The following is a 20,547-nucleotide window of genomic DNA, read 5'->3' as shown; positions in this document are numbered from 1 at the left end:
ACGATGAGCTCTAGCTGCAGACTGTCACTCGGAAGAGCCGCGCGTTCCCAACCTGAGCCTTCACTTCCACTCCCGGAGCGAGATTAGTGGTGAGATCATTGACCCCGAGGTTCGGGCTGTCGGTGGGAATTACGGTCTGGGTCCCGAAGTCGAGCGCCCAGTATGCCCGCAGCTCCCTGATCGCAGGACAGACTTGCGTGTTGTAGCTTGCCTCGTCCCAATGATCGAGCACTATCTCCTCGGTGGGATTTCTTGTGCCAAAGATGTGAGGCGCAACCGCCTGGCGATCGGCAAGCGCGTAGACGAGCGCGCCGCCCATGTAAGGGTTGGCCACGACCGAATCCCCGGCGGGAATAAGCTCTTTGGCCTTTTCAATGATGGCGAGCTTGTCCGGTGTAATCAGAGCCGATGTGTCCTTGAGGGCAAATACGTCATCGAGCCTGCTCTGGACATTAGACAGTGTCCCGCCCTGAGAGCCCGCGCAGAAGAATACGATGAGAAGCCACACTGGCGCGGTGCTGGTCAACCATCCTGGCGCGTTTCGGAACGCGGTGAGCCAGCCGTGAAGTTGCTCACTGTGACGCAGCGTGACTAGCAGGGCGCGGACTCTCCACACGACCCATTCAGCTCCAAACACTGCAACGGGTAGGGTGACCACCGGGAGGAGGGCGGCGAGCCGGAAGCTGTCGTTATACCAGACTCCAACCATGAACGTTCGAAAGCCGCCGAGGCTCCAGCTGGATGCGATGATGTACAGCACAGCGCCCACCACATACATCCCGAGGATCCACCACATCTTCCGGACATGACGAGCCAAGATGTACAGCCCGAGAACCGTGGCTGGGGTCATGATCCATGTGATGGTGGTGCCCATGGGAGCGTTGGCGACGACTTCGCCGATAGCGCGGGCATTTGTCTGGAAGGGGCCCCAAGGCGCTGCGCTAAGGCTGGGCCGGAGCTTGATCCAGACAACGAGGACAGCCCCCACGTAGCCCGCAGTGCCGAATGCCCACCACAGAGCCTTCCTGCCGGAGGTTTCGCGACGTCGATACTTCGCGACTTCTGCGACGAGTCTGAAGAGCAGTGCCGGAAGGGCGAAAGCGAGCAGAGCGATCGTGGTGCTCGGGTGCGCCAAGGAGAGTCCTGGAAGGCAAACCACAAGGAGTACCCAAGCGCCCCACGGCTGCTCGGTGCGGGCTTTTGCGACCCTTAGAGCCTCAAGCGCGAGCCCTAGAGCGGCCGGCAGGAGCGCGATTGCCAGGTGGTTCGGGTACAGCACCCCAAATGCCACCATGAGATATGGGAATGAGCTGAACCCGGAGGCGAACGCCCCGGTGATGAGGATGGGAACGGCGCGGTAGCCCACGACCCGCGCGACGAGGAACAGACACGAGAGAGGCCAAATGACGGCCCCGATCGCGATGGTCGTCAGGTTCACGGCTATCGGAATGCTTGCACCAGTGAAGTGAACGACGAGAGCTATCATGTCGTGCATAGCCGCCGGATAGAAGCCTTGAGACGCGTCGGTCAGGTTTCCGATCGTCAGGGAAGACCCGTTCTGGGTGTCAACAATCCGACGAATGGCGTTTAGATGGTAGACGTTGTCAAACGTCTGGGAGAAATTCGAGGGGTCACCGAAGCCCACTAAGTAGCGGTACGCGATGACCCCGCCGGAGAGTAGCAGCGCGACGGGGAGGGCCAACCTCGGGGTGATACGACCGAGATCGCTTGTCGCTATTTTCCCACTCGTGGCGACGAAGGCCAGCCGGCCGAACCACGATCCGCCATTGCGACGTGCAAGGATGATCCGCACCACGCCGGTCAGCGCGACGAGGGCGAGGCTCGCCAGAAGATAGGTCGAGGGAAAGAAGGGAAGGCCGAACCAGGGGGCCGCCACGCCGAGGCAGCTGACCACGGTAAACGAAACCGGGGCCGACAGCGCTGCGAGGCTGAGGCCCCGAATCCCGGCCATCGCTAACAGGCCTGCCCCCGGGCCGAGCGTGAGCAGAAGCGTCGCTGCGAAGTACGGGACGGTCTGCCACCAGGTCATGAATCAGTGCTCCTCGATCGGGTCAACGTCCTAAGTATGCCTTGTCTGGCTTCCTCTCCCGTGCAAAGTGGCTTCCGAAAGGCTTGGTATAGTTGCGAATCATGGGTACACCGAGGCAGTCAGGCGCGCTCATCATCATGCCCGCGTGGAACGAGGCGGAGGCTATTGGCGACACGATCCGGAATGTCCAGACCATCGTCCCGCACCACGACATCTTGGTTGTCGACGACGGCTCGAAGGACGCGACTGCGCGGATCGCCGCCGAGGCCGGCGCCACAGTGCTCCGTCTCCCCTTCAACCTGGGTGTGGGTGGAGCGATGCGTGCGGGGTTCAAATACGCGATCCGCAACGGATATTCGCGGGCCATCCAAGTGGACTCTGATGGCCAGCACGACCCGCACGATATCGACCGGGTTCTCGCCGGGCTTGAGACCGCTGACATTTCAATCGGTGCGCGCTTCGCGGGCCGCGGCAGCTACGACGCGAAGGGGCCGCGGCGCTGGGCAATGGTGGTCCTCGCCAAGGTCATCTCGGCGGTCGCGGGCACTAAGCTCACTGATGTCACCTCGGGCTTCCGTGCGGCCAATCTCAAGGGACTGCACCAGTACATGGAACATTTTCCTGCCGAGTATCTCGGCGACACGATCGACTCGCTCGTCGTCGCCATCAAGTCAGGCTGTCGCGTGACCCAGGTTCCGGTCGAGATGAAGGCGCGCCAAGCGGGTACCCCGAGTCACAGCCCGTGGAAGGCGACCATCTACCTTGCCCGCTCCGGTCTGGTGCTTTGCTTTGCACTCGCCCGGCCGCGCACCAAGAGTCCGACCGATGTTGTCTCACCCACGACAGGGGACATCGCGGGAGAGAATGGGGCAGCCGCATGAGCGTCGCCTTCTCGCTCGTTGTCGCCGTCGGAATGGTGCTTGCCGTCCTCGTGATGCTCCGCTCCGGGACGCTCCGTGAGAAGTACGCGATCCTCTGGATCGTCGTCGGTGGCCTCACAATTATCCTGGGAATCTTTCCCGGCCTACTGGACTGGGCGGCGTCTCTCGTCGGCATCAAGGTGCCGGCCAACCTGCTCTTCGCCCTGTCGATCGTGCTCCTGGTCGGCGTCGGCCTCCACGTGTCCCGCGAGCTAACGGTCCTCGAGGAAGAGACTCGGACGCTCGCGGAAGAGGTCGCAATCCTGCGCCAGTCCGTTGATTCGCTCCGCCGCTCCGCCGCAATCGAGGATATGCCCGCGGCAGACCGCACCGTCGTCCACCCCGCACGCCAGATCACACCGGAAGAGGTTGACCGTGACCATTGACGTGATGTTTCCCTACTATGGGGACGTTGCCATGATGAAGGCCGCCGTGGCCTCCGTGCTCGCTCAGGAGGACGAGGAATTCCGTCTGACCATCGTCGACGACGGATACCCGGACGAGGCGTTGCCCGAGTACTTTCAGAATCTTGTCGACGGGGACTCGCGCGTGCGCTATTTCCGTAACGAGACGAACCTCGGAGCCAACGGCAACTACAAGAAGTGCCTGACGCTTGTCGAGCGTGACGTGGTCGTGATGATGGGCGCAGACGACATTATGCTCCCCAACTACATCGGCACAGTGCGGAGGGCCTTCGAGAATCCCGAGATCCAGATCGTCCAGCCTGGCGTCGAGGTCATTGACGAGAATGGCAGCGTGTACGAGCCACTCGGGGACCGGGTCAAGACCTTCCTGCGCCATATGGCTGTGGGCGGCACGTCGGAGGCCATCATCGAGGGCGAGGCCATCGCTGAGAGCCTTATCACGGGCGATTGGCTGTACTTCCCGTCCGTCGCGTGGCGCGCCGAGGCTATCCTCAAGCACGACTTTCGCGAGCAGTACAACGTGGTCCAAGACCTCGCGCTCGCGATGGACATCATCATGCACGGCGGCAAAATGCTCGTCACCGATACCGTGTGTTTCCAGTACCGCCGGCACCGTGAGTCCGACTCATCGGTCCGCGCCCTCGACGGAAGGCGCTTCGCAGAGGAGCGCGCGTTCTTCGACGAGTGCGCGGTGGACTTCGCCAGACTCGGCTGGACCAAGGCGGCCCGCGCCGCGCGGCTCCACCTCACTTCGCGGCTCAACGCAGTCTCCCTCACTCCTAAGGTCATCCAGAAGCGAATGTGGCCCGGCCTGAAGAAGCTCACCGCGCACGCCTTGCGCCCATAATGGTTGGAGCAACCGAGACACACGCGGGAGTGAATAGCAGGAGAAGCGCTCTGTTCTATGTCGTCGGATCGCTCCTTCAAGGTCTTGGCATCCTGATAATCCAACCGTTTGCGGTCCGGGTTCTTTCTGCAGAACAATGGGGCCTCGTTTCAACGTCTGTCGTAACGATACAGGTCATCGTTGTTCTCCTATCCTCGGGCCTTCCGCTCGAGATTACGCGGATGTGGTTCGAGGCTGGCCATGGTGAGCAGCGTTCTTTGGCTCTGCATACCATCCTTCTCCTTGGGACCCTTGTGGTCGGAGTAGTCGCGGCCGCGGTGCTGTTGCTCTTCAACGGCACCGCTGCCGCCACGCTGCCGCTCGTCTTCGCCGTCACCAGCATTGGTTTGACCGGGAGCATCCTTGGCGCGCAGGCTGTTCTGCGCGCGCAAGGGCGTCCGTTGCCGTTCGTCGCACTCAGCATCGGATCATCCGTTGTGGCGAACTGTGCTGGCTTCTTGGCTGTGGTGTGGTGGGGCGCGAGTGCAAGCCTCTACATGATGGCCTACGCCGTGGCTGTTGCATTGACAGCAATGGTCGCTCTTGTGCTCGTCCATCCTGTCTCCATAGGATCTGTACAGGGAATTGGCAGCCATGCTGCGCGGATCGCTCTGCCGCTGTTGCCGCACACTGGGGCACTGATGCTCCTCACACAAGGTGCAGTCTGGTTGTTGGCCCTTGCGGCCTCAGTATCTGACGCAGGTCGCTACGGGGCTGTTCTGATTTTCGCGCTCGGGCCAATCACGATACTGAATGCGCTCAACAACGCGTGGATGACCGATATGATGGGGGCGCTGGACGGCTCTCGCGATCTGATTCAGCGCTCGACAGCGCGTACCGCCATTGCCATCGCCTTGATTGTTGGCGTCGCGGCATCGGGAGTTGGGCTGTTTGGCAGCTTTGTGCTTACGACTGCGCCTGACCAGCTCGGACCGATAGCGCGGACGCTTCCGTTGCTCTCAGTTGGCTATGCGCTATTTCTCGTTTCCTCGAATCAGCTCTATATTGATCGTCGAACTCGTGTGCTTGGGATCGTTTCGCCGGCAACGATGCTGCTGGCATTGGCTGCATCACTTGGCTTCGCTCTGAATGGCGCCCTCGAGTCGGTTGCGGTTGTGAACACCTTGGCGTTCATCCTCTTGGGGGTGTCATCGACAGTCGTGGCCTTCGGAAGGAAGTCGCTCGTTCTTGTGAAGTCCAGTCTCCTCCTGGCGGCGCTTCATGGAACGATCATTTTCGTTCTGGCCCTAGTGCCGTCGACCCTTTTTGCATCTCTTGTCGAATCGGCATGCTGCATCATCGGAGCGGGTGGAGCAGGCGTCTACTGGATGCGCCACGGTTCAAAGAAGTACGCCTGATGTGCAGACGCCGTCCCGCTTGAACTCGCTCGGTCGATGATCCGGGTCGGCCGCTGCGAGGGTGTTGGGCTCTACGTCCCGCCAATCCGCGGCCCGCGCCGCCGTACCGAGGACGGGTGCGTGTCCGCGCGCCGGCGGGGTCGTGATTCGTGTCAGTCGCACCAGACGAGCAGGACTCGTCGCGACTGGACCCTCTTTGCTATTGTCCGTGCCGGTGTGACCTTACGTGGGAGGGTGGGCGTTCTTCCCTGACAGTCTGGTTTTGTGCGGCGAGTGGGAGCCTTGATCTGTCTGGGAGCGGCGACACCTCAGCGGACGCCGTTGACGCTGTCCCAGCTGATGCTTCCTCCTTGGAACATCTGGTTGCAGTTCGTGTTGGCAGAATTGCAGGACTCACCTCCGGTCGGATACCCGTAGCGGCCATTCTCCGAGCCTGCAGCCACCCATGTGTTGCGGATTGGCCCGTTCGGACTGATCTGGGCGCCGGTCGCGGTGGACCACATGATCTCGCCGCCCTGGAAGGCCTGGTAGCAGCCGCCGTCGCGCAGCCCGCAGGTCTCGGGACCGGTCGGGTAGCCCAGGACGCTGCCTTCGGCGCCGGCGGCGCGGTAGGCGGTGCGGATGCCGCCGAGGTGGCTGATCTGGGCGCCGGTCGCGGTGGACCACATGATCTCGCCGCCCTGGAAGGCCTGGTAGCAGCCGCCGTCGCGCAGCCCGCAGGTCTCGGGACCGGTCGGGTAGCCCAGGACGCTGCCTTCGGCGCCGGCGGCGCGGTAGGCGGTGCGGATGCCGCCGAGGTGGCTGATCTGGGCGCCGGTCGCGGTGGACCACATGATCTCGCCGCCCTGGAAGGCCTGGTAGCAGCCGCCGTCGCGCAGCCCGCAGGTCTCGGGACCGGTCGGGTAGCCCAGGACGCTGCCTTCGGCGCCGGCGGCGCGGTAGGCGGTGCGGATGCCGCCGAGGTGGCTGATCTGGGCGCCGGTCGCGGTGGACCACATGATCTCGCCGCCCTGGAAGGCCTGGTAGCAGCCGCCGTCGCGCAGCCCGCAGGTCTCGGGACCGGTCGGGTAGCCCAGGACGCTGCCTTCGGCGCCGGCGGCGCGGTAGGCGGTGCGGATGCCGCCGAGGTGGCTGATCTGGGCGCCGGTCGCGGTGGACCACATGATCTCGCCGCCCTGGAAGGCCTGGTAGCAGCCGCCGTCGCGCAGCCCGCAGGTCTCGGGACCGGTCGGGTAGCCCAGGACGCTGCCTTCGGCGCCGGCGGCGCGGTAGGCGGTGCGGATGCCGCCGAGGTGGCTGATCTGGGCGCCGGTCGCGGTGGACCACATGATCTCGCCGCCCTGGAAGGCCTGGTAGCAGCCGCCGTCGCGCAGCCCGCAGCTCTCGGGACCGGTCGGGTATCCCAACGGACCGGAGTCATAGCCAGTCTGGGCCCACGCTGTCCGGATCGGCCCGTTCAATGATAGCTGGGCACCAGTGTCCTTGGACCAGACGATCACGCCGTTCTGAAATCCCTGGTAGCAGCCGTTGTTCGTCAGTACGCATTGAACGCTGGAGATTGGGTATCCCAACGGACCGGAGTCATAGCCAGTCTGGGCCCACGCTGTCCGGATCGGCCCGTTCAATGATAGCTGGGCACCAGTGTCCTTGGACCAGACGATCACGCCGTTCTGAAATCCCTGGTAGCAGCCGTTGTTCGTCAGTACGCATTGAACGCTCGAGGTTGGGTACCCCAACGGACCGGAGTCATAGCCAGTCTGGGCCCACGCCGTACGAATCGGACCATTGGGTGAAGGCTGAACGCCCGTTGCGCGGGACCACACGAGGGCACCGTTCTGGAAGCCTTGATAGCAACCGCCGACGCTTAGGGTACAGACGATACCCGATGTCTGGTCTCCAAGGTTGGCCGATGGAGCGGCGCGGCCGAAGGCTGCGCTCGGATCAGTGTCGCCGTACGTCGCGAATCGCTGAAGGCCCGGGAAGTCGCCATTCCACACGTTGGAGTCGCCTGCGAAGGGGCCGTCGGAGCTGTACTGCCAGATGCTGAAGTTGGACCAACTAGCGGGGAGGGTCCCCGGTCCTGAAGTGTTGTAGGCGGCAATCCAGAGCGGGTTGTTCGAGAGGGCTGCAGAGTTCCCGGTGCAGCTGGACCACCAGTCTGTCGTCGAGTAGATAACCGGCCGCCGCCCCGTGAGGCTGACCATGGTGTTCGAGAAATCGCTGATCCATTGCACCATCTGGTCGGCGCTGAGGCTATAGCACGTGTTGCCCATGTACACGCCGTTGATCGTTCGCCCTGCGTATGGGTTGTACTCGATATCCAACGCCGGCGGCATCGTGATGCCATCCGGGGACCATCCGCCACCGTTGTGGGCGAAGTAGGTGGCCTGGTCCGCGCCCGAAGACCAGTTGGGGATGGCGAAGTGGTACGAGCCGCGTAGCATCCCGGCATTCTGGGAGTTGCCGTACTGCTGCCCCCAGGATGCGCTGGTGTAGTAGTTACCTTCGGTGGCCTTGACATATGCGAAGCGCGCGCCCTGGTTCCATAGGGCCGGCCAGTCGACGGTGTCGGTGCCATTGCTCGCCTGCCACGAGCTCACGTCGACGCCTGCCACGCCCCACGACGGCTGCCACGTACTCGCGAGTGGGATCCGGACCGCCATGCCGTGCGCCGCACTGCCCCCTTTGTTCCTCGACTGCGGATTAGCCTGTCCCATCTTGGCTCCAGGCCCAACAGCGTCCTTCATGGCCTCACGGGCTTTCGGGTCGCGACCGGCCTCGTGCGAGTCTCTCGTACCCGGGGGCGCAGGGGCTGGGGACGACGGCGCCGGGGCTTCCGCTGGCGCAGATGCCACCGATGTGAGACGCACCGGTTGTGCGGACTCTGCGCTGGAATTTCCAGCGACTCCAAGCAGGATCCCGGCCGCTAGGACCGTGGTGATGGCCGTTGCGGGCAGGATGTGGGCTCGTCGGCGGGTCAAGATCGTGAGCAGCATGGCATATCTCCAAGAGCATCAGGAGTCAAGAACTCCAGGGCGCTTGGTGAGCGTAGCACACATGTTGCTGATGTGAATTGCGTGAATGGTGTGAATAATGATAGTGCAAGGAATTGTCATCGTGAGCCGAACTTGCCGAACTCATTGTCTAGCCGTTCAGCAGTCCCATCAGGTATCCTCCGTAACCGCTCTTTGCCAGCTTCTCGGCTCGCATGCGGAGCTCGTCGTTGCTTAGGAACCCCTGGCGCCAGGCGATCTCCTCGGGAGCGCCGATCTTGAGGCCCTGACGGTTCTCAACGGTGCGGACGAAGTTGGAGGCATCATTGAGGTCTGCAAAAGTACCCGTGTCCAGCCACGCTGTGCCGCGTGGGAGCACCTCGACCTTCAGCTTCCCGGCCTCGAGGTAGTTCCGGTTGATGTCCGTAATTTCGAGTTCACCGCGCGCTGACGGTCGGAGGCCTCGTGCGATGTCCACGACGTCGTTGTCGTAGAAGTAGAGCCCAGGCACGGCGTAGTTGCTCCTCGGCACAGCGGGCTTCTCCTCCAGCGAGACGGCACGGCCGGTGTCGTCGAACTCGACAACCCCGTACGCGCTCGGGTCCCTGACCCAGTAGCCGAACACCGCGGCGCCATCGATGGAGTGGTGACGGCGCAGCTGACGCCCTAGGCCGGGGCCATAAAAGATGTTGTCGCCGAGCACAAGGGAAACGGTGCCTGAACCGATGTGATCGGCACCGATGATGAACGCCTGGGCGAGGCCGTCCGGCGACTGCTGCTCCGCGTAGGAGATCGAAACGCCGAATTGGCCGCCATCGCCTAGTAGGCGATGGAAGTGCGCGGCATCGTACGGCGTGGTGATCACGAGGATGTCGCGGATGCCCGCCAACAGAAGGGTGGAGAGCGGGTAATAGATCATTGGCTTGTCGTAGACGGGAACAAGTTGTTTGCTTATGCCGAGCGTGACGGGGTGGAGTCTTGACCCTGTTCCCCCGGCCAGGATGATTCCCTTCATGTCAGCCATCATGCGGGGTTCTTGCGTCCGGCGCCAACCGGATAGATTCTCTTCATGCGATTGCTCGTCACTGGGGGAGCCGGGTTCATCGGCTCGAACTTCATTCACTACGCACTGGCCCATACGGATCATCACGTCACGGTGCTAGACAAGCTCACCTACGCAGGCAACCTCGAGTCCCTCATGGGCCTCCCGTCCGATCGGTTCAACTTTGTCCAGGGGGACATCGTTGACGCCGCTCTGGTCGACGAGCTGGTCGGCGTAGCAGACGCTGTGGTGCACTACGCGGCGGAGAGCCACAACGACAATTCACTGCGCGACCCGCGACCATTCCTCGACACGAACATCGTCGGCACGTACACACTCATCGAAGCCGCCCGCCGCCACGGGAACCGCTTCCACCACATCTCCACGGACGAGGTCTACGGCGACCTCGAGCTCGACGACCCAGCGCGCTTCACCGAGTCGACCCCGTACAACCCGTCGAGCCCGTACTCCTCGACGAAGGCCGGCTCCGATCTCCTCGTCCGCGCTTGGGTGCGCTCCTTCGACCTGCAGGCGACGATCAGCAACTGCTCGAACAACTACGGCCCCTACCAGCACGTAGAGAAGTTCATTCCGCGTCAAATCACCAACGTGATCGACGGGATCCGCCCCAAGCTCTACGGCGAAGGCAAGAACGTGCGGGACTGGATCCACGCCGACGACCATTCGTCTGCGGTGCTGACCATCCTGGAGAAGGGGCTCATCGGGGAGACCTATCTCATCGGCGCCGACGGCGAGAAGAACAACAAGGACGTCGTCGAGCTCATCCTCACCGAGATGGGCCAGCAGCCTGACGCGTATGACCACGTCGTCGACCGCCCGGGCCACGACCTCCGCTACGCGATCGACTCGACCAAGCTGCGCACAGAGCTCGACTGGGCACCGCAGTACCAGGACTTCGAGGCGGGCCTCGGCGCGACGATCCAGTGGTACCGCGACAACCAGAGCTGGTGGCGGCCACAGAAGGCCGCTACCGAGGCCAAGTACAAGGAGCAGGGACAGTGAACGCCGGGCAGATCGAGTTTTCCAAGCCGCTCGCAGCGCACGAGACGACCATCCCCGGCGTCGTGCTCTACGACCTGCCAGTCCACGGCGACAACCGCGGCTGGTTCAAGGAGAACTGGCAGCGCGAGAAGATGCTCGCCTTAGGCCTGCCGGACTTCGGACCCGTGCAGAACAACATCTCCTTCAACGAGAAGGCCGGGACCACGCGCGGCATCCATGCCGAGCCGTGGGACAAGTACGTCTCGGTCGCGACCGGTAGGATCTTCGGTGCGTGGGTCGACCTCCGTGAGGGCCCAACCTTCGGGGCAGTATTCACGGCCGAGCTCGACCCGTCCAGGGCGATCTTCATCCCGCGGGGTGTCGGCAATGCGTTCCAGACCCTCGAGGACGGCACGGCGTACTCCTACCTCGTCAACGACCACTGGTCGGCGGATGCCCAGGGCGAGTACACGTTCCTGAATCTCGCCGACGAGTCGGCCGCGGTCCCGTGGCCCATCCCGCTCGAGGAGGCAGAGCTCTCCGACAAGGACCGCGCGCATCCCCGGCTCGCCAACGTGGTGCCGATGAAGGCCAAGAAGATCCTCATCCTCGGGGCTTGCGGGCAGCTCGGTAAGGCTTTGAGGGAGGCGTACGACGGCGCGGGCTCGCCCGGGACCGTCGAGTTCGCCACCCGCGCGGATTTCGACCTCGCCGACCCCAGCGCATACAACTCCAGGAACTGGTCCCAGTACTCGACGATCATCAACGCCGCGGCCTACACGGCCGTCGACAGGGCAGAGACCCCCGAAGGCCGCCGGGAGGCGTGGGCGATCAACGTTACCGCAGTGGCGGATCTGGCGCGCGTCGCCGTCCAGCACCGGCTCACCTTTGTCCACATCTCGAGCGACTACGTCTTCGACGGCACAGCAGAGGTGTACGACGAGGGCGAGGCCTTTTCGCCCTTGGGCGTGTACGGCCAGACGAAGGCCGCCGGCGACGCCGTGGTCTCCGTCGTGCCTCAGCACTACATCGTCCGCACGTCATGGGTCATTGGCGAGGGCAACAACTTCGTCCGCACGATGGCGCGCCTTGCCGAGAGGGGCGTCAAACCTTCGGTGGTCAACGACCAGATCGGCCGGCTCTCCTTCGCCGAGGACATCGCCGCCGGCATCAGGCACCTCTTGGAGACCGGTGCGCCATTCGGGACCTACAACCTCACCAGCTCCGGCGAGGAGGCCAGCTGGGCCGATGTCGCAGCGGAGGTCTTTGCGGTTTCGGGACGCCATCCCGGCGACGTCAAGAGGATTAGCACAGCGGAATACTATTTAGGCAGGCCTCCGGCAGCCCCGCGTCCACTGCACTCGACGCTTGATCTGCAGAAGATCGAGGCGACGGGGTTCACCTCCGGCCGTTGGGCGGATCGCCTGCGTTACTATCCGCTGGGTCCAGGAAATACAACGGCGCGTTGGTGAACTCCCGTTCCTTTTCGTCCCGTATGCTACGCCCATGCTTCAGACTTCACGTATAACCAAGGCCGTGATCCCTGCCGCTGGCCTCGGCACCCGTTTCCTCCCGGCAACGAAGGCGATGCCGAAGGAGATGCTCCCCGTCGTTGACGAGCCAGCCATCCAGTATGTGGTCGCCGAAGCCGCGAAGGCTGGCCTCGACAATGTGTTGATGGTCACGGGCCGCAGCAAGCGCGCCCTCGAGGACCACTTTGATCGCGTCCCGACGCTCGAGGCGATCCTCGAGGCCAAGGGCGACGAGCGGCGGCTCGCAGCTGTCCAGGAGTCAAACAACCTCGGTGACATCCACTACGTCCGCCAGGGTGACCCCAAGGGCCTCGGACACGCCGTGCTGTGCGCGAAGCGCCACGTGGGCGACGAGCCTTTCGCCGTGCTGCTCGGTGACGACCTGATCGACGCGCGCGATGAGCTCCTCACAGAGATGATTTGCGTTCAGCAGTCCACGGGCGGGTCTGTGATCGCCCTCATGGAGGTCGAACGCGAGAAGATCTCGGCCTACGGCTGCGCCGACGTCGCCGTTGTCGACGGCGAGGACTACGTCCGCGTGAAGGGCCTCGTCGAGAAGCCTGCGGTTGAGGACGCACCCTCGAACCTTGCGGTCATCGGGCGGTACGTGCTCCATCCATCGGTATTCGAGGTTCTTGAGCGCACTGAGCCCGGGCGCGGCGGCGAGATCCAGCTCACTGACGCCCTGCAAGAGCTGTCGACCCACGAGGGCGAGGGAGGCGGCGTCTACGCGGTCGTGTTCCGTGGTCGCCGCTACGACACGGGCGACAAGCTTTCGTACCTCAAGGCAGTGGTCACCCTCGCCGTTGAGCGGGACGACCTCGCTGAGCTGCGCCCCTGGCTCAAGGACTTCGCCGCCTCGCTGTGAGACCGACCATCGAGTGGTTGTCCACATGTGCGCAGCCGATTCACAGGCAACCCACAGAATCCCTTAGGGTGAGGACTATCGTCGGGTAGGGGCCCGGCGCGATCGCGCACCTAGGGGGGTTCGTGGATGCACTGCGCATTGTCGAGGGCGAGGTCCGAGAGCTGATCAGGCTCCGGGGCATCGATCCGCTCGGCCAGACAGGCGACGTGCGGCGTCTCGTGGATGCCGCTGTCGTCGACTATGACGAGCGTGCACTGCTGGGCGCCGTGCCATCCCTCGGCTCTCTCGATGCCGCGCGCAAGAGCCTGTTCGACGCCGTCGCCGGATTCGGCCCGCTCCAGCCGTTCCTCGACGATCCGAGCATCGAGGAGATCTGGCTCAATGCGCCGACCGAGATCTATGTAGCGCGCAACGGCGAGTCCGAGCTGACCGGAGTCACGCTCACCGAACAGCAGGTCCGCGACCTCGTGGAGCGCATGCTCAAGTCGTCCGGACGCCGGCTGGACCTCTCGAGCCCGTTCGTCGACGCATCGCTGCCCGACGGCTCACGACTGCACGTGGCCATTCCCGACGTCACGCGGCGCCACTGGGCCGTGAACATCCGCAAGTTCGTCGTCAAGGCGAGCAGACTCGACCACCTCGTCGAACTCGGCACGCTCACGCCGCAGTCCGCCAGATTCCTCGCGGCCGCCGTGGCCGGAGGACTCAACATCCTCGTCTCGGGCGCCACGCAGGCTGGCAAGACGACCATGCTCAACTGCCTCGGCGCATCCATCGGATCCAGAGAACGAGTCGTCACGGTCGAGGAGATCTTCGAGCTCCAGTTCCCGCTCCGCGACGTCGTGGGACTCCAGTGCCGTCAGCCCAATCTTGAGGGCACGGGCGAGATCCCGCTGCGCCGGCTCGTCAAGGAGGCCCTGCGCATGCGGCCCGACCGGCTCGTGGTGGGGGAGGTGCGCGAGGCGGAGAGCCTCGACATGCTCATCGCGCTCAACAGTGGACTTCCTGGGATGTGTAGTATCCACGCGAACTCGGCCCAGGACGCCGTCACGAAGCTGTGCACGCTGCCGCTCCTTGCCGGCGCGAACATCTCAAGTTCCTTTGTTGTGCCGACGGTCGCGGCCTGCATCGACCTCGTGGTCCACTGCACTCGGCGCCCGAACGGCCGCCGGCAGGTTACCGAGATCCTCGCCCTGGGCCAGCGCGTCGAGAACGGCATCATCGAGACGTCGTCGGTGTTCGCGGTCGACGGCGACGGAATCCTCCGCGCCCGGCCCACGGGCCTTCCCGCCGTGGAGAAGTTCGAGCGTGCGGGTGTCGACATCTTCTCGCTCATGGAGACCGCCTGATGGCGGCACTCGTCGGGCTCGTCGGCGGCATCGGGCTGTTTCTGGTCTGGTGGTCCTTCTGGCCGCTGCCCCAGCGGCAGGAGCGAGCCAAACGGACCGGGCGGCTCGAGCAGCTGATCACACAGGCAGGCCTCCATCGCGTGACGCCCGCCGGGCTCGTCCTCTCGAGTCTCGGCCTCGGCGCATTCGTCGCTCTCGTCTTCTACGTCGTGACCGCCGCGGCCCCCGTAGGCCTGTGCTTCGGCCTGTTCGCCGCGGGTTTGCCCGTCGCGTTGGTGAGCTGGCAGGCGAAGCGCCGCGCCGCCGTCATGCGCGAGCTGTGGCCCGACGTCGTGGACCACATCCGGTCCGCGATCCGCGCGGGCCTGTCGCTGCCCGAGGCCCTCATGCAGCTCGGCTACAAGGGCCCAGAGCCCCTCCGCGGCGTCTTCCTCGAGTTCGCCGCCGACTACCGTTCGGGCGGCAGCTTCGGTTTTGCCCTCGATCGGCTCAAGGCCCGGATCTCGGACCCCGTCGCCGACCGCATCGTCGAGGCCCTGCGCCTCACGCGCGAGGTCGGCGGATCGGACCTCGGACGGCTCCTCGGCACGCTCTCTGAGTTCCTGCGCGAGAGCGCACGGACGCGCAGCGAGCTCGAGGCGCGCCAGTCCTGGACCGTGAACGCCGCGCGGCTCGCGGTCGCGGCCCCGTGGATAGTGCTCCTACTCCTGTCGTCGCGGCCCGAGGCGATGGTGGCCTATGCGCGCCCGGCCGGCTTCGTCGTGCTCGTCATTGGCCTCGCGGTCTCCGTCTTCTGCTACAAGCTCATGCTCCGCATCGGGGCGCTTCCCCAAGAAGAGCGGGTGCTGCGGTGAGCGGGATCATGGCGCTCGCGGTCCTGGCCGGCGCGGTGCTCGGGGTGGGGCTGTGGCTCGCATTCGTCCGTCTCCCCGTCATGAGGCGCACCACCTTCACCGAACGGGTCGCCCCGCAGCTGCGCTCCGCCGACAGGAGGTCGCGCCTGCTGCAGAGCGAACAGCCCAACCTGACGCCGTTCGGCCCCCTCGAGCAGATCCTGCGGCCCCTCCTGCACGACGCCGTGGCCTCGCTCGCGCATCTCAACCTCGGCAATGCCGCGCTCGCCAAGCGTCTGGCCCGGGCAGGTTCGTCGAAGAGTCCGGTCGACTTCCGTGCCGAGCAGCTCCTCTGGGCTGGCGCGGCATTCGTGCTCGCAACGCTCGTGGCCGTGACCACCGCTGCCGCGGGCCGGCTCAGCGCCGTCTTCGCGATTCTTATGGTCCTCGGCGCGACAGCGGCCGGGTTCATGGCCCGTGACTATCTGCTGGCGTGCGCGATCACCAAGCGCAAGCAGCGCATCCTCGCCGAATTCCCGGCCGTCGCGGACATGATGGCCCTCGCTGTCGGCGCGGGGGAGACGGCAGCCGGGGCGCTCGACCGGACCTCGAAGGTCTCGCACGGAGAACTGGCGAAGGAGTTCACCGCGGTCCTCGCCCACACTCGCTCGGGCGCGCCACTTGTTGAGGCGCTCCAAGCCATGGCGGACCGGCTGGAACTGGCTCCGATCACGCGGTTCGTTGACGGGATCGTCGTCGCGATCGAACGGGGGACGCCCCTCGCGGACATCCTCCGCGCGCAGGCGCAGGACGTGCGCGACCTCGCCAAGCGGGAGCTCATGGAGGCGGCCGGCAAGAAGGAGATCGGCATGATGATTCCGCTTGTCTTCGGCATACTGCCACTCACCATCATCTTCGCCGTCTACCCGGGCGTGGCCGCCGTCGTGCTGGGCTTCTGACCAATCACCAACTAGTACACCGCACCCGATCGGGGGAGAGGGAACCATGAATCCGACTGTCCGCAGGAAAACGCTCATGTGTGCCACTACTGTTTTTGCCGCGCTGCCCGCTTCGCTCGTCGGCGGGATCTCGGAGCGTGTACTGCGGGGAGGCCGCGAACGGGGAGATGTCCCGGGCTGGGTCATGATCACGCTCATGACCGCTGTGCTCGTGATGGGCCTGCTCGCCGTGGCCGGCCCTGCTCTCGAAGGCCTCTTCAACCAGGCCATCAGCAGGGTCAGCAAGTAGGGGTGGGACGGCGACGACGGCCGACCGTCACGGACGAGCGAGGCTCGGCGGTGACGGACTTCGTGATGGTCGGCGGGCTGCTCACCGTCCTGGCGCTCGCCGTCGTCCAGCTCACCCTCATCCTCCACGTCAGGAACGTCCTCGTCGACGCCGCGGCCTCGGGCGCGCGGTACGGAACCCTCGCAGACCGGACGCCCGACGACGCGCGGCAGCGCGCCGCCGATCTCATTGCCGGCTCGATCGGAGCGGACTATGCGACGGGCATCAGGGTTGACCAGGCCGATGCGGCCGGCGGCCGAACGCTCGAGGTCCGCGTGGTTGCGCCGATGCCCGTGATCGGCCTCCTCGGACCGGCCGGAACGATGGAGGTCGTGGGGCATGCGCCGCTTCAGTGAACGCGTCCGCCTGGTTCTTGGGCCGGTCGCGGGCGAGTCGGGGAGTGCCGTGGTGGAGTTCGTGTTCCTCGGTGTGCTCCTTCTCGTGCCGGTCGTGTACTTCGTCATCACGGTCGCAGCGCTCCAGGGCGCCTCGTTCGCTGCGGCCGGGGCCGCCGACCACGCGGCCAAGACGTTCGCCCAGTCCGCGGACGAAGGCGCCGCGCAATCCGCTGCCCAGGCTTCGGTCCGCGTGGCGATGTCCGATTTCGGGCTCGCCGAGCACAACACGCGACTCGAGCTCACCTGCGACCGGAGCCCTTGCCTCCAGGCCGGGGCCGCCGTCCGTGCCGTCGTGCGGGTTGACGTACCGCTTCCGTTCAGCCCGGTCACGCAAGGCTTCGGGCTCACGGTGGGCCGGGTGGACGCCTCGGCGACCCAGATCGTCGGGAGGTTCCGATGAGAAGGTGCGCACGCGGCGTCGTGCGCCGCATCAGGCAGGCGACGCGCGGCGACGAATCCGGCCAGCTGACCATCATGATCATCGGGTTCACCGTGCTGTGCCTGCTGGTCGCCACGACGGTCATGGGTGTCTCCGCCGCGTACATCGAGCACAAGAAGCTGCTCTCGGCGGCCGACGGCGCCGCTGCAGCCGCCGCTGACAGCTTCCGGCTCGCCGACACTGCCTCGGGCGACGCGCCGCCGGCGGCCGTCCTCGCGCCCGAACGCGTCCGCGGCGTCGTGGTCACCTATCTCGAGCGGGATGGGGCCACGGTCAGGTTCGAGGGCCTCACCGTGTCCGCGGCAACGGGCACGCCCGAGGGCCGGACGGCGACGGTTAGCCTCGCGGCGGTCGCGCGGATCCCCGTGGTGAACTTCATCCTGCCCGACGGCGTGCCAATCGAGGCGACGGCCAGTGCGCGGGCGAGGCTCACGCGGTGAGCGACAATGTCTTGACAGGCAGGGAAAGGGAATGATGACAGTGATGCCCGCAGGACGCCGGTATGCCCGCCCGGAGGTCGCGGTTGCGCTCCTGACGGCGCTGATGATGGTGGGCGCATACTACTCCAAGATGCCGTGCTTTGGCACCGAAACGCTAGGTTCGCTGCCATTCCATAACCTCGACGCCAGGGTCTTCGGCTCCATGTGCTACTCCGACATCCAGGCGCTCTGGGACGGGCGCCATCTGGGCCAGCACCTGCTTCCCTATGTGCACGGAGGCTTATCGAACGGCAACACCCTCGCACCGGGGACATTGGAGTACCCCGTCCTGTCCGGCCTGTTGGTCTACGTTCTTGCGTTGCCGGCCTCAACCCAGCTCCAGTTCTTCCAGATCTCCGCGCTGTTCCTGGGGCTGTGCGGAATCCTCACGTCAGTGTTCCTTGCCCGGATGGTGGGGTGGCGTTCGCTCTGGTTCGCTCTCGCGCCATCGCTGGTGCTCTACTCGTTCCTCAACTGGGACCTCTCGGTGGTCCTCGTGACCGTCGCCGCTATATTGTGTGTCCGGCGTGGCACGCGTGAGGGCGTCCTGAGCGGCCGGTGGCTGGCAGGGGCGGCGGTGTTGCTTGGAGTGGGCGGTTCGCTCAAGTTCTATCCGCTCATGTTTGCCGCCCCGGTCGCCCTGTATGTCCTGTTCGATTCAGGCGTTGGAAACGGGATGCGGCGCGGGGTAGCTCGGGGATGGGCGGGGCTGCGGTGGAGGGGCGCGGGATTGTTCCTCGCTCTCGCGGCATCGGTTTTCGTGGCCATCAACCTCCCCTTCGTGCTGATCGATTTCCAAGGCTGGCTTTCGGCGTACGCGTTCCAGTGGTCCCGTCCCATCGACGCCACGACCCAGTCGATTTGGTACTGGGGGCTGAGGCCACTCACCGATGCCGACTCAGCTTTGCAGCCAGCGCTGGGCCAAGTTTCAACCGCTGCGACGGCGCTCGGGCTGGGCGTCGCCCTGGCTTCTGGACTGTTTCGGGTAGCCAAGGGCCGCCAGTATCCGTGGCTGGAGGTCTCCGCCGCGATGCTCAGCGCCTATCTGGTACTTAACAAGGTTCACTCCCCCCAGTACGTTCTCTGGCTTCTGCCCTTCCTCGTCCTGCTGCGAGTCCGAGCAGGGTGGGTCATCGCCTATTTGATAGCGGACGTCCTCGTGGGCACGGGGTGGTACTTCATGCTGACCGGAGGCAGCGATATCCGCACAGGGCTCGGAGCGCAAATGCTCGTTCTCGGAGTCTGGGGAAGGCCTGCGCTGCTCGTAGGCTTGTGCTTCGCCTACTTTAGTGCGGGCCCGGCTTGGTTGCGTCGACGGCCGGCAGAACCGGTCCCAGCCCTCGCCCCTGAACCGGCTCCCTTGCGCGTATGACGTTCCGGACTGTCCGGCTACAGGATACTCATGGACGTCTCGGGACGAGGTATACCGGTTCCACCCCCGCGGCCCTGCGTGGTTCCTGGCGCGGTGATGCGCGTCGGGACCATGGCGTAATCTTGGATGGATATGGCTGACATCGACTTTCCCGCAGAGATCCGTGCGCTCCGCACCACCCACGCGTCCATCGAGCACGTCACGGACGTTGAATCGCTGCGAGAGGAAATCGCCCAGCTGAGCGAGGCCGCGGGCGTCCCGGACCTGTGGGACGATCCCGCGAAGGCGCAGGTAGTGACCTCGCGACTTTCGCACCGCCAGTCGGAGCTCGAGCGTGTCGAGGGCTTGGGCTCGCGCATCGACGACCTCGAGGTCCTCGTGGAGCTGAGCCAGGACGAGGACGACGCCGATACCCTCGCCGAGGCGACCAAGGAACTCGCCGCGATCCGCAAGGCCCTCGAGGAGCTGGAGGTCGTCACCCTCCTGAACGGCGAGTACGACGCCCGCGAGGCCGTCGTGACGATCCGCTCCGGTGCCGGTGGCGTCGACGCCGCAGACTTCGCCGAGATGCTCATGCGTATGTACCTTCGCTGGGCTGAGCGCCACGGGTATCCGACCACGGTCATGGACACCTCCTACGCTGAAGAGGCCGGACTCAAGTCCGCCACCTTCGAGGTCAACGCGCCCTTCGCCTACGGAACGCTGTCCGTCGAGGCCGGCACCCACCGCCTCGTGCGCATCAGCCCGTTCGACAACCAGGGACGCCGCCAGACGTCCTTTGCCGCCGTCGAGGTCATCCCGCTCATTGAGCAGACCGACCACATCGACATTCCGGACAACGATATCCGCGTCGACGTCTTCCGCTCCTCCGGCCCCGGCGGCCAGTCGGTCAACACGACCGACTCGGCGGTGCGGCTGACCCACCTTCCCACGGGTCTCGTCGTGTCGATGCAGAACGAGAAGTCCCAGATCCAGAACCGTGCGGCGGCCATGCGCGTGCTGCAGTCGCGTCTGCTTCTGCTGAAGAAGGAGCAGGAGGACGCCGAGAAGAAGGCGCTCGCCGGCGATGTCAAGGCATCGTGGGGAGACCAGATGCGGTCCTACGTCCTCAACCCGTACCAGATGGTCAAGGATCTGCGGACCAACCACGAGGTGGGCAACACCGCCGCGGTTCTTGACGGTGACATCGACGACTTCATCGACGCCGGGATCCGCTGGCGCGCGGGTCAGCGCCACGAAGCGGCCAACACGTAAGCTGCCGGGCAGCACGACGGCTGAGAGGCCCGGCGTCCCCACAGGGGACGCCGGGCCTTT

General features: G+C 65.0%; 19 protein-coding genes. 16 read left to right on the top strand and 3 right to left on the bottom strand.

Translation table 11 applies throughout. The features are described 5' to 3' along the window. Window positions 1-10: 10 nt before the first annotated feature. Window positions 11-2,050, bottom strand: coding sequence for a DUF6541 family protein (locus AB5L97_RS12170; protein WP_369044865.1), 2,040 nt, complete (start codon window positions 2,048-2,050; stop codon window positions 11-13). A 101-nt stretch (window positions 2,051-2,151) separates the two neighbouring features. Between AB5L97_RS12170 and AB5L97_RS12165 the strand changes: the two genes are divergently transcribed. Genes AB5L97_RS12165 through AB5L97_RS12150 form a run of 4 tightly spaced genes read left to right on the top strand, consistent with a single transcriptional unit; the run spans window position 2,152 to window position 5,639 of the window. After that, window positions 2,152-2,931 (top strand): glycosyltransferase family 2 protein, encoded by a 780-nt coding sequence (locus AB5L97_RS12165; protein WP_369044864.1) that lies wholly within the window; start codon window positions 2,152-2,154, stop codon window positions 2,929-2,931. Then, window positions 2,928-3,356 carry a DUF2304 domain-containing protein gene (locus AB5L97_RS12160; protein WP_369044863.1) on the top strand — a complete coding sequence of 143 codons (429 nt, stop codon included), beginning with the start codon at window positions 2,928-2,930 and terminating at the stop codon, window positions 3,354-3,356. The genes AB5L97_RS12165 and AB5L97_RS12160 overlap by 4 nt, the downstream gene beginning before the upstream one ends. Next, window positions 3,346-4,242, top strand: a complete 897-nt coding sequence (locus AB5L97_RS12155) for a glycosyltransferase family 2 protein (RefSeq protein WP_369044862.1) — start codon at window positions 3,346-3,348, stop codon at window positions 4,240-4,242. The genes AB5L97_RS12160 and AB5L97_RS12155 overlap by 11 nt, the downstream gene beginning before the upstream one ends. Further along, window positions 4,242-5,639, top strand: coding sequence for a lipopolysaccharide biosynthesis protein (locus tag AB5L97_RS12150; RefSeq protein ID WP_369047426.1), 1,398 nt, complete (start codon window positions 4,242-4,244; stop codon window positions 5,637-5,639). Before AB5L97_RS12155 ends, AB5L97_RS12150 begins: the two co-directional genes overlap by 1 nt. 308 nt (window positions 5,640-5,947) lie before the next feature. Here the strand turns inward: AB5L97_RS12150 and AB5L97_RS12145 are convergent, their stop codons facing one another. Together AB5L97_RS12145 and rfbA are read right to left on the bottom strand one after the other, a co-directional pair. Then, window positions 5,948-8,302, bottom strand: coding sequence for a GH25 family lysozyme (locus AB5L97_RS12145; RefSeq protein WP_369044861.1), 2,355 nt, complete (start codon window positions 8,300-8,302; stop codon window positions 5,948-5,950). 481 nt (window positions 8,303-8,783) lie between these two features. After that, the gene (gene rfbA, locus AB5L97_RS12140) at window positions 8,784-9,647 is read right to left on the bottom strand and encodes a glucose-1-phosphate thymidylyltransferase RfbA (RefSeq protein ID WP_369044860.1); all 864 of its coding nucleotides are present in this window, start codon (window positions 9,645-9,647) and stop codon (window positions 8,784-8,786) included. Between the two features lie 54 nt (window positions 9,648-9,701). Here rfbA and rfbB point away from each other — a divergent pair, with 54 nt between their 5' ends. The 12 genes from rfbB to prfB all read left to right on the top strand — a co-directional run bounded on the left by rfbB (window position 9,702) and on the right by prfB (window position 20,487). After that, window positions 9,702-10,697, top strand: coding sequence for a dTDP-glucose 4,6-dehydratase (gene rfbB, locus AB5L97_RS12135; RefSeq protein WP_369044859.1), 996 nt, complete (start codon window positions 9,702-9,704; stop codon window positions 10,695-10,697). Next, window positions 10,694-12,148 (top strand): sugar nucleotide-binding protein, encoded by a 1,455-nt coding sequence (locus AB5L97_RS12130; RefSeq protein WP_369044858.1) that lies wholly within the window; start codon window positions 10,694-10,696, stop codon window positions 12,146-12,148. The genes rfbB and AB5L97_RS12130 overlap by 4 nt, the downstream gene beginning before the upstream one ends. A 34-nt stretch (window positions 12,149-12,182) precedes the next feature. After that, a complete protein-coding gene (gene galU, locus AB5L97_RS12125; RefSeq protein WP_369044857.1) occupies window positions 12,183-13,076 on the top strand; it encodes a UTP--glucose-1-phosphate uridylyltransferase GalU in 894 nt (297 codons plus the stop codon). Between the two features lie 122 nt (window positions 13,077-13,198). After that, on the top strand, window positions 13,199-14,425 hold the full coding sequence (locus tag AB5L97_RS12120) for a CpaF family protein (protein ID WP_369044856.1): 1,227 nt from the start codon (window positions 13,199-13,201) through the stop codon (window positions 14,423-14,425). Then, window positions 14,425-15,279 carry a type II secretion system F family protein gene (locus tag AB5L97_RS12115; RefSeq protein ID WP_369044855.1) on the top strand — a complete coding sequence of 285 codons (855 nt, stop codon included), beginning with the start codon at window positions 14,425-14,427 and terminating at the stop codon, window positions 15,277-15,279. Before AB5L97_RS12120 ends, AB5L97_RS12115 begins: the two co-directional genes overlap by 1 nt. Beyond that, on the top strand, window positions 15,276-16,217 hold the full coding sequence (locus AB5L97_RS12110) for a type II secretion system F family protein (protein WP_369044854.1): 942 nt from the start codon (window positions 15,276-15,278) through the stop codon (window positions 16,215-16,217). The genes AB5L97_RS12115 and AB5L97_RS12110 overlap by 4 nt, the downstream gene beginning before the upstream one ends. A 76-nt stretch (window positions 16,218-16,293) precedes the next feature. Then, window positions 16,294-16,506 carry a hypothetical protein gene (locus AB5L97_RS12105; RefSeq protein WP_369044853.1) on the top strand — a complete coding sequence of 71 codons (213 nt, stop codon included), beginning with the start codon at window positions 16,294-16,296 and terminating at the stop codon, window positions 16,504-16,506. 65 nt (window positions 16,507-16,571) lie between these two features. After that, a complete protein-coding gene (locus AB5L97_RS12100) occupies window positions 16,572-16,901 on the top strand; it encodes a TadE/TadG family type IV pilus assembly protein (protein ID WP_423246856.1) in 330 nt (109 codons plus the stop codon). Continuing rightward, window positions 16,885-17,343, top strand: coding sequence for a hypothetical protein (locus AB5L97_RS12095; RefSeq protein WP_369044851.1), 459 nt, complete (start codon window positions 16,885-16,887; stop codon window positions 17,341-17,343). Before AB5L97_RS12100 ends, AB5L97_RS12095 begins: the two co-directional genes overlap by 17 nt. Continuing rightward, window positions 17,340-17,822, top strand: a complete 483-nt coding sequence (locus AB5L97_RS12090) for a pilus assembly protein TadG-related protein (RefSeq protein WP_369044850.1) — start codon at window positions 17,340-17,342, stop codon at window positions 17,820-17,822. Before AB5L97_RS12095 ends, AB5L97_RS12090 begins: the two co-directional genes overlap by 4 nt. Before the next feature lie 43 nt (window positions 17,823-17,865). Beyond that, window positions 17,866-19,233, top strand: coding sequence for a hypothetical protein (locus tag AB5L97_RS12085; RefSeq protein ID WP_369044849.1), 1,368 nt, complete (start codon window positions 17,866-17,868; stop codon window positions 19,231-19,233). A 132-nt stretch (window positions 19,234-19,365) separates the two neighbouring features. After that, window positions 19,366-20,487, top strand: coding sequence for a peptide chain release factor 2 (prfB, locus tag AB5L97_RS12080; RefSeq protein ID WP_369044848.1), 1,122 nt, complete (start codon window positions 19,366-19,368; stop codon window positions 20,485-20,487). The last annotated feature ends 60 nt before the right edge of the window (window positions 20,488-20,547 follow it).

The organism is Sinomonas sp. P10A9, from assembly GCF_041022165.1.
Lineage (GTDB): Bacteria > Actinomycetota > Actinomycetes > Actinomycetales > Micrococcaceae > Sinomonas > Sinomonas puerhi.
This window is presented reverse-complemented; position numbering and strand designations above follow the sequence as displayed.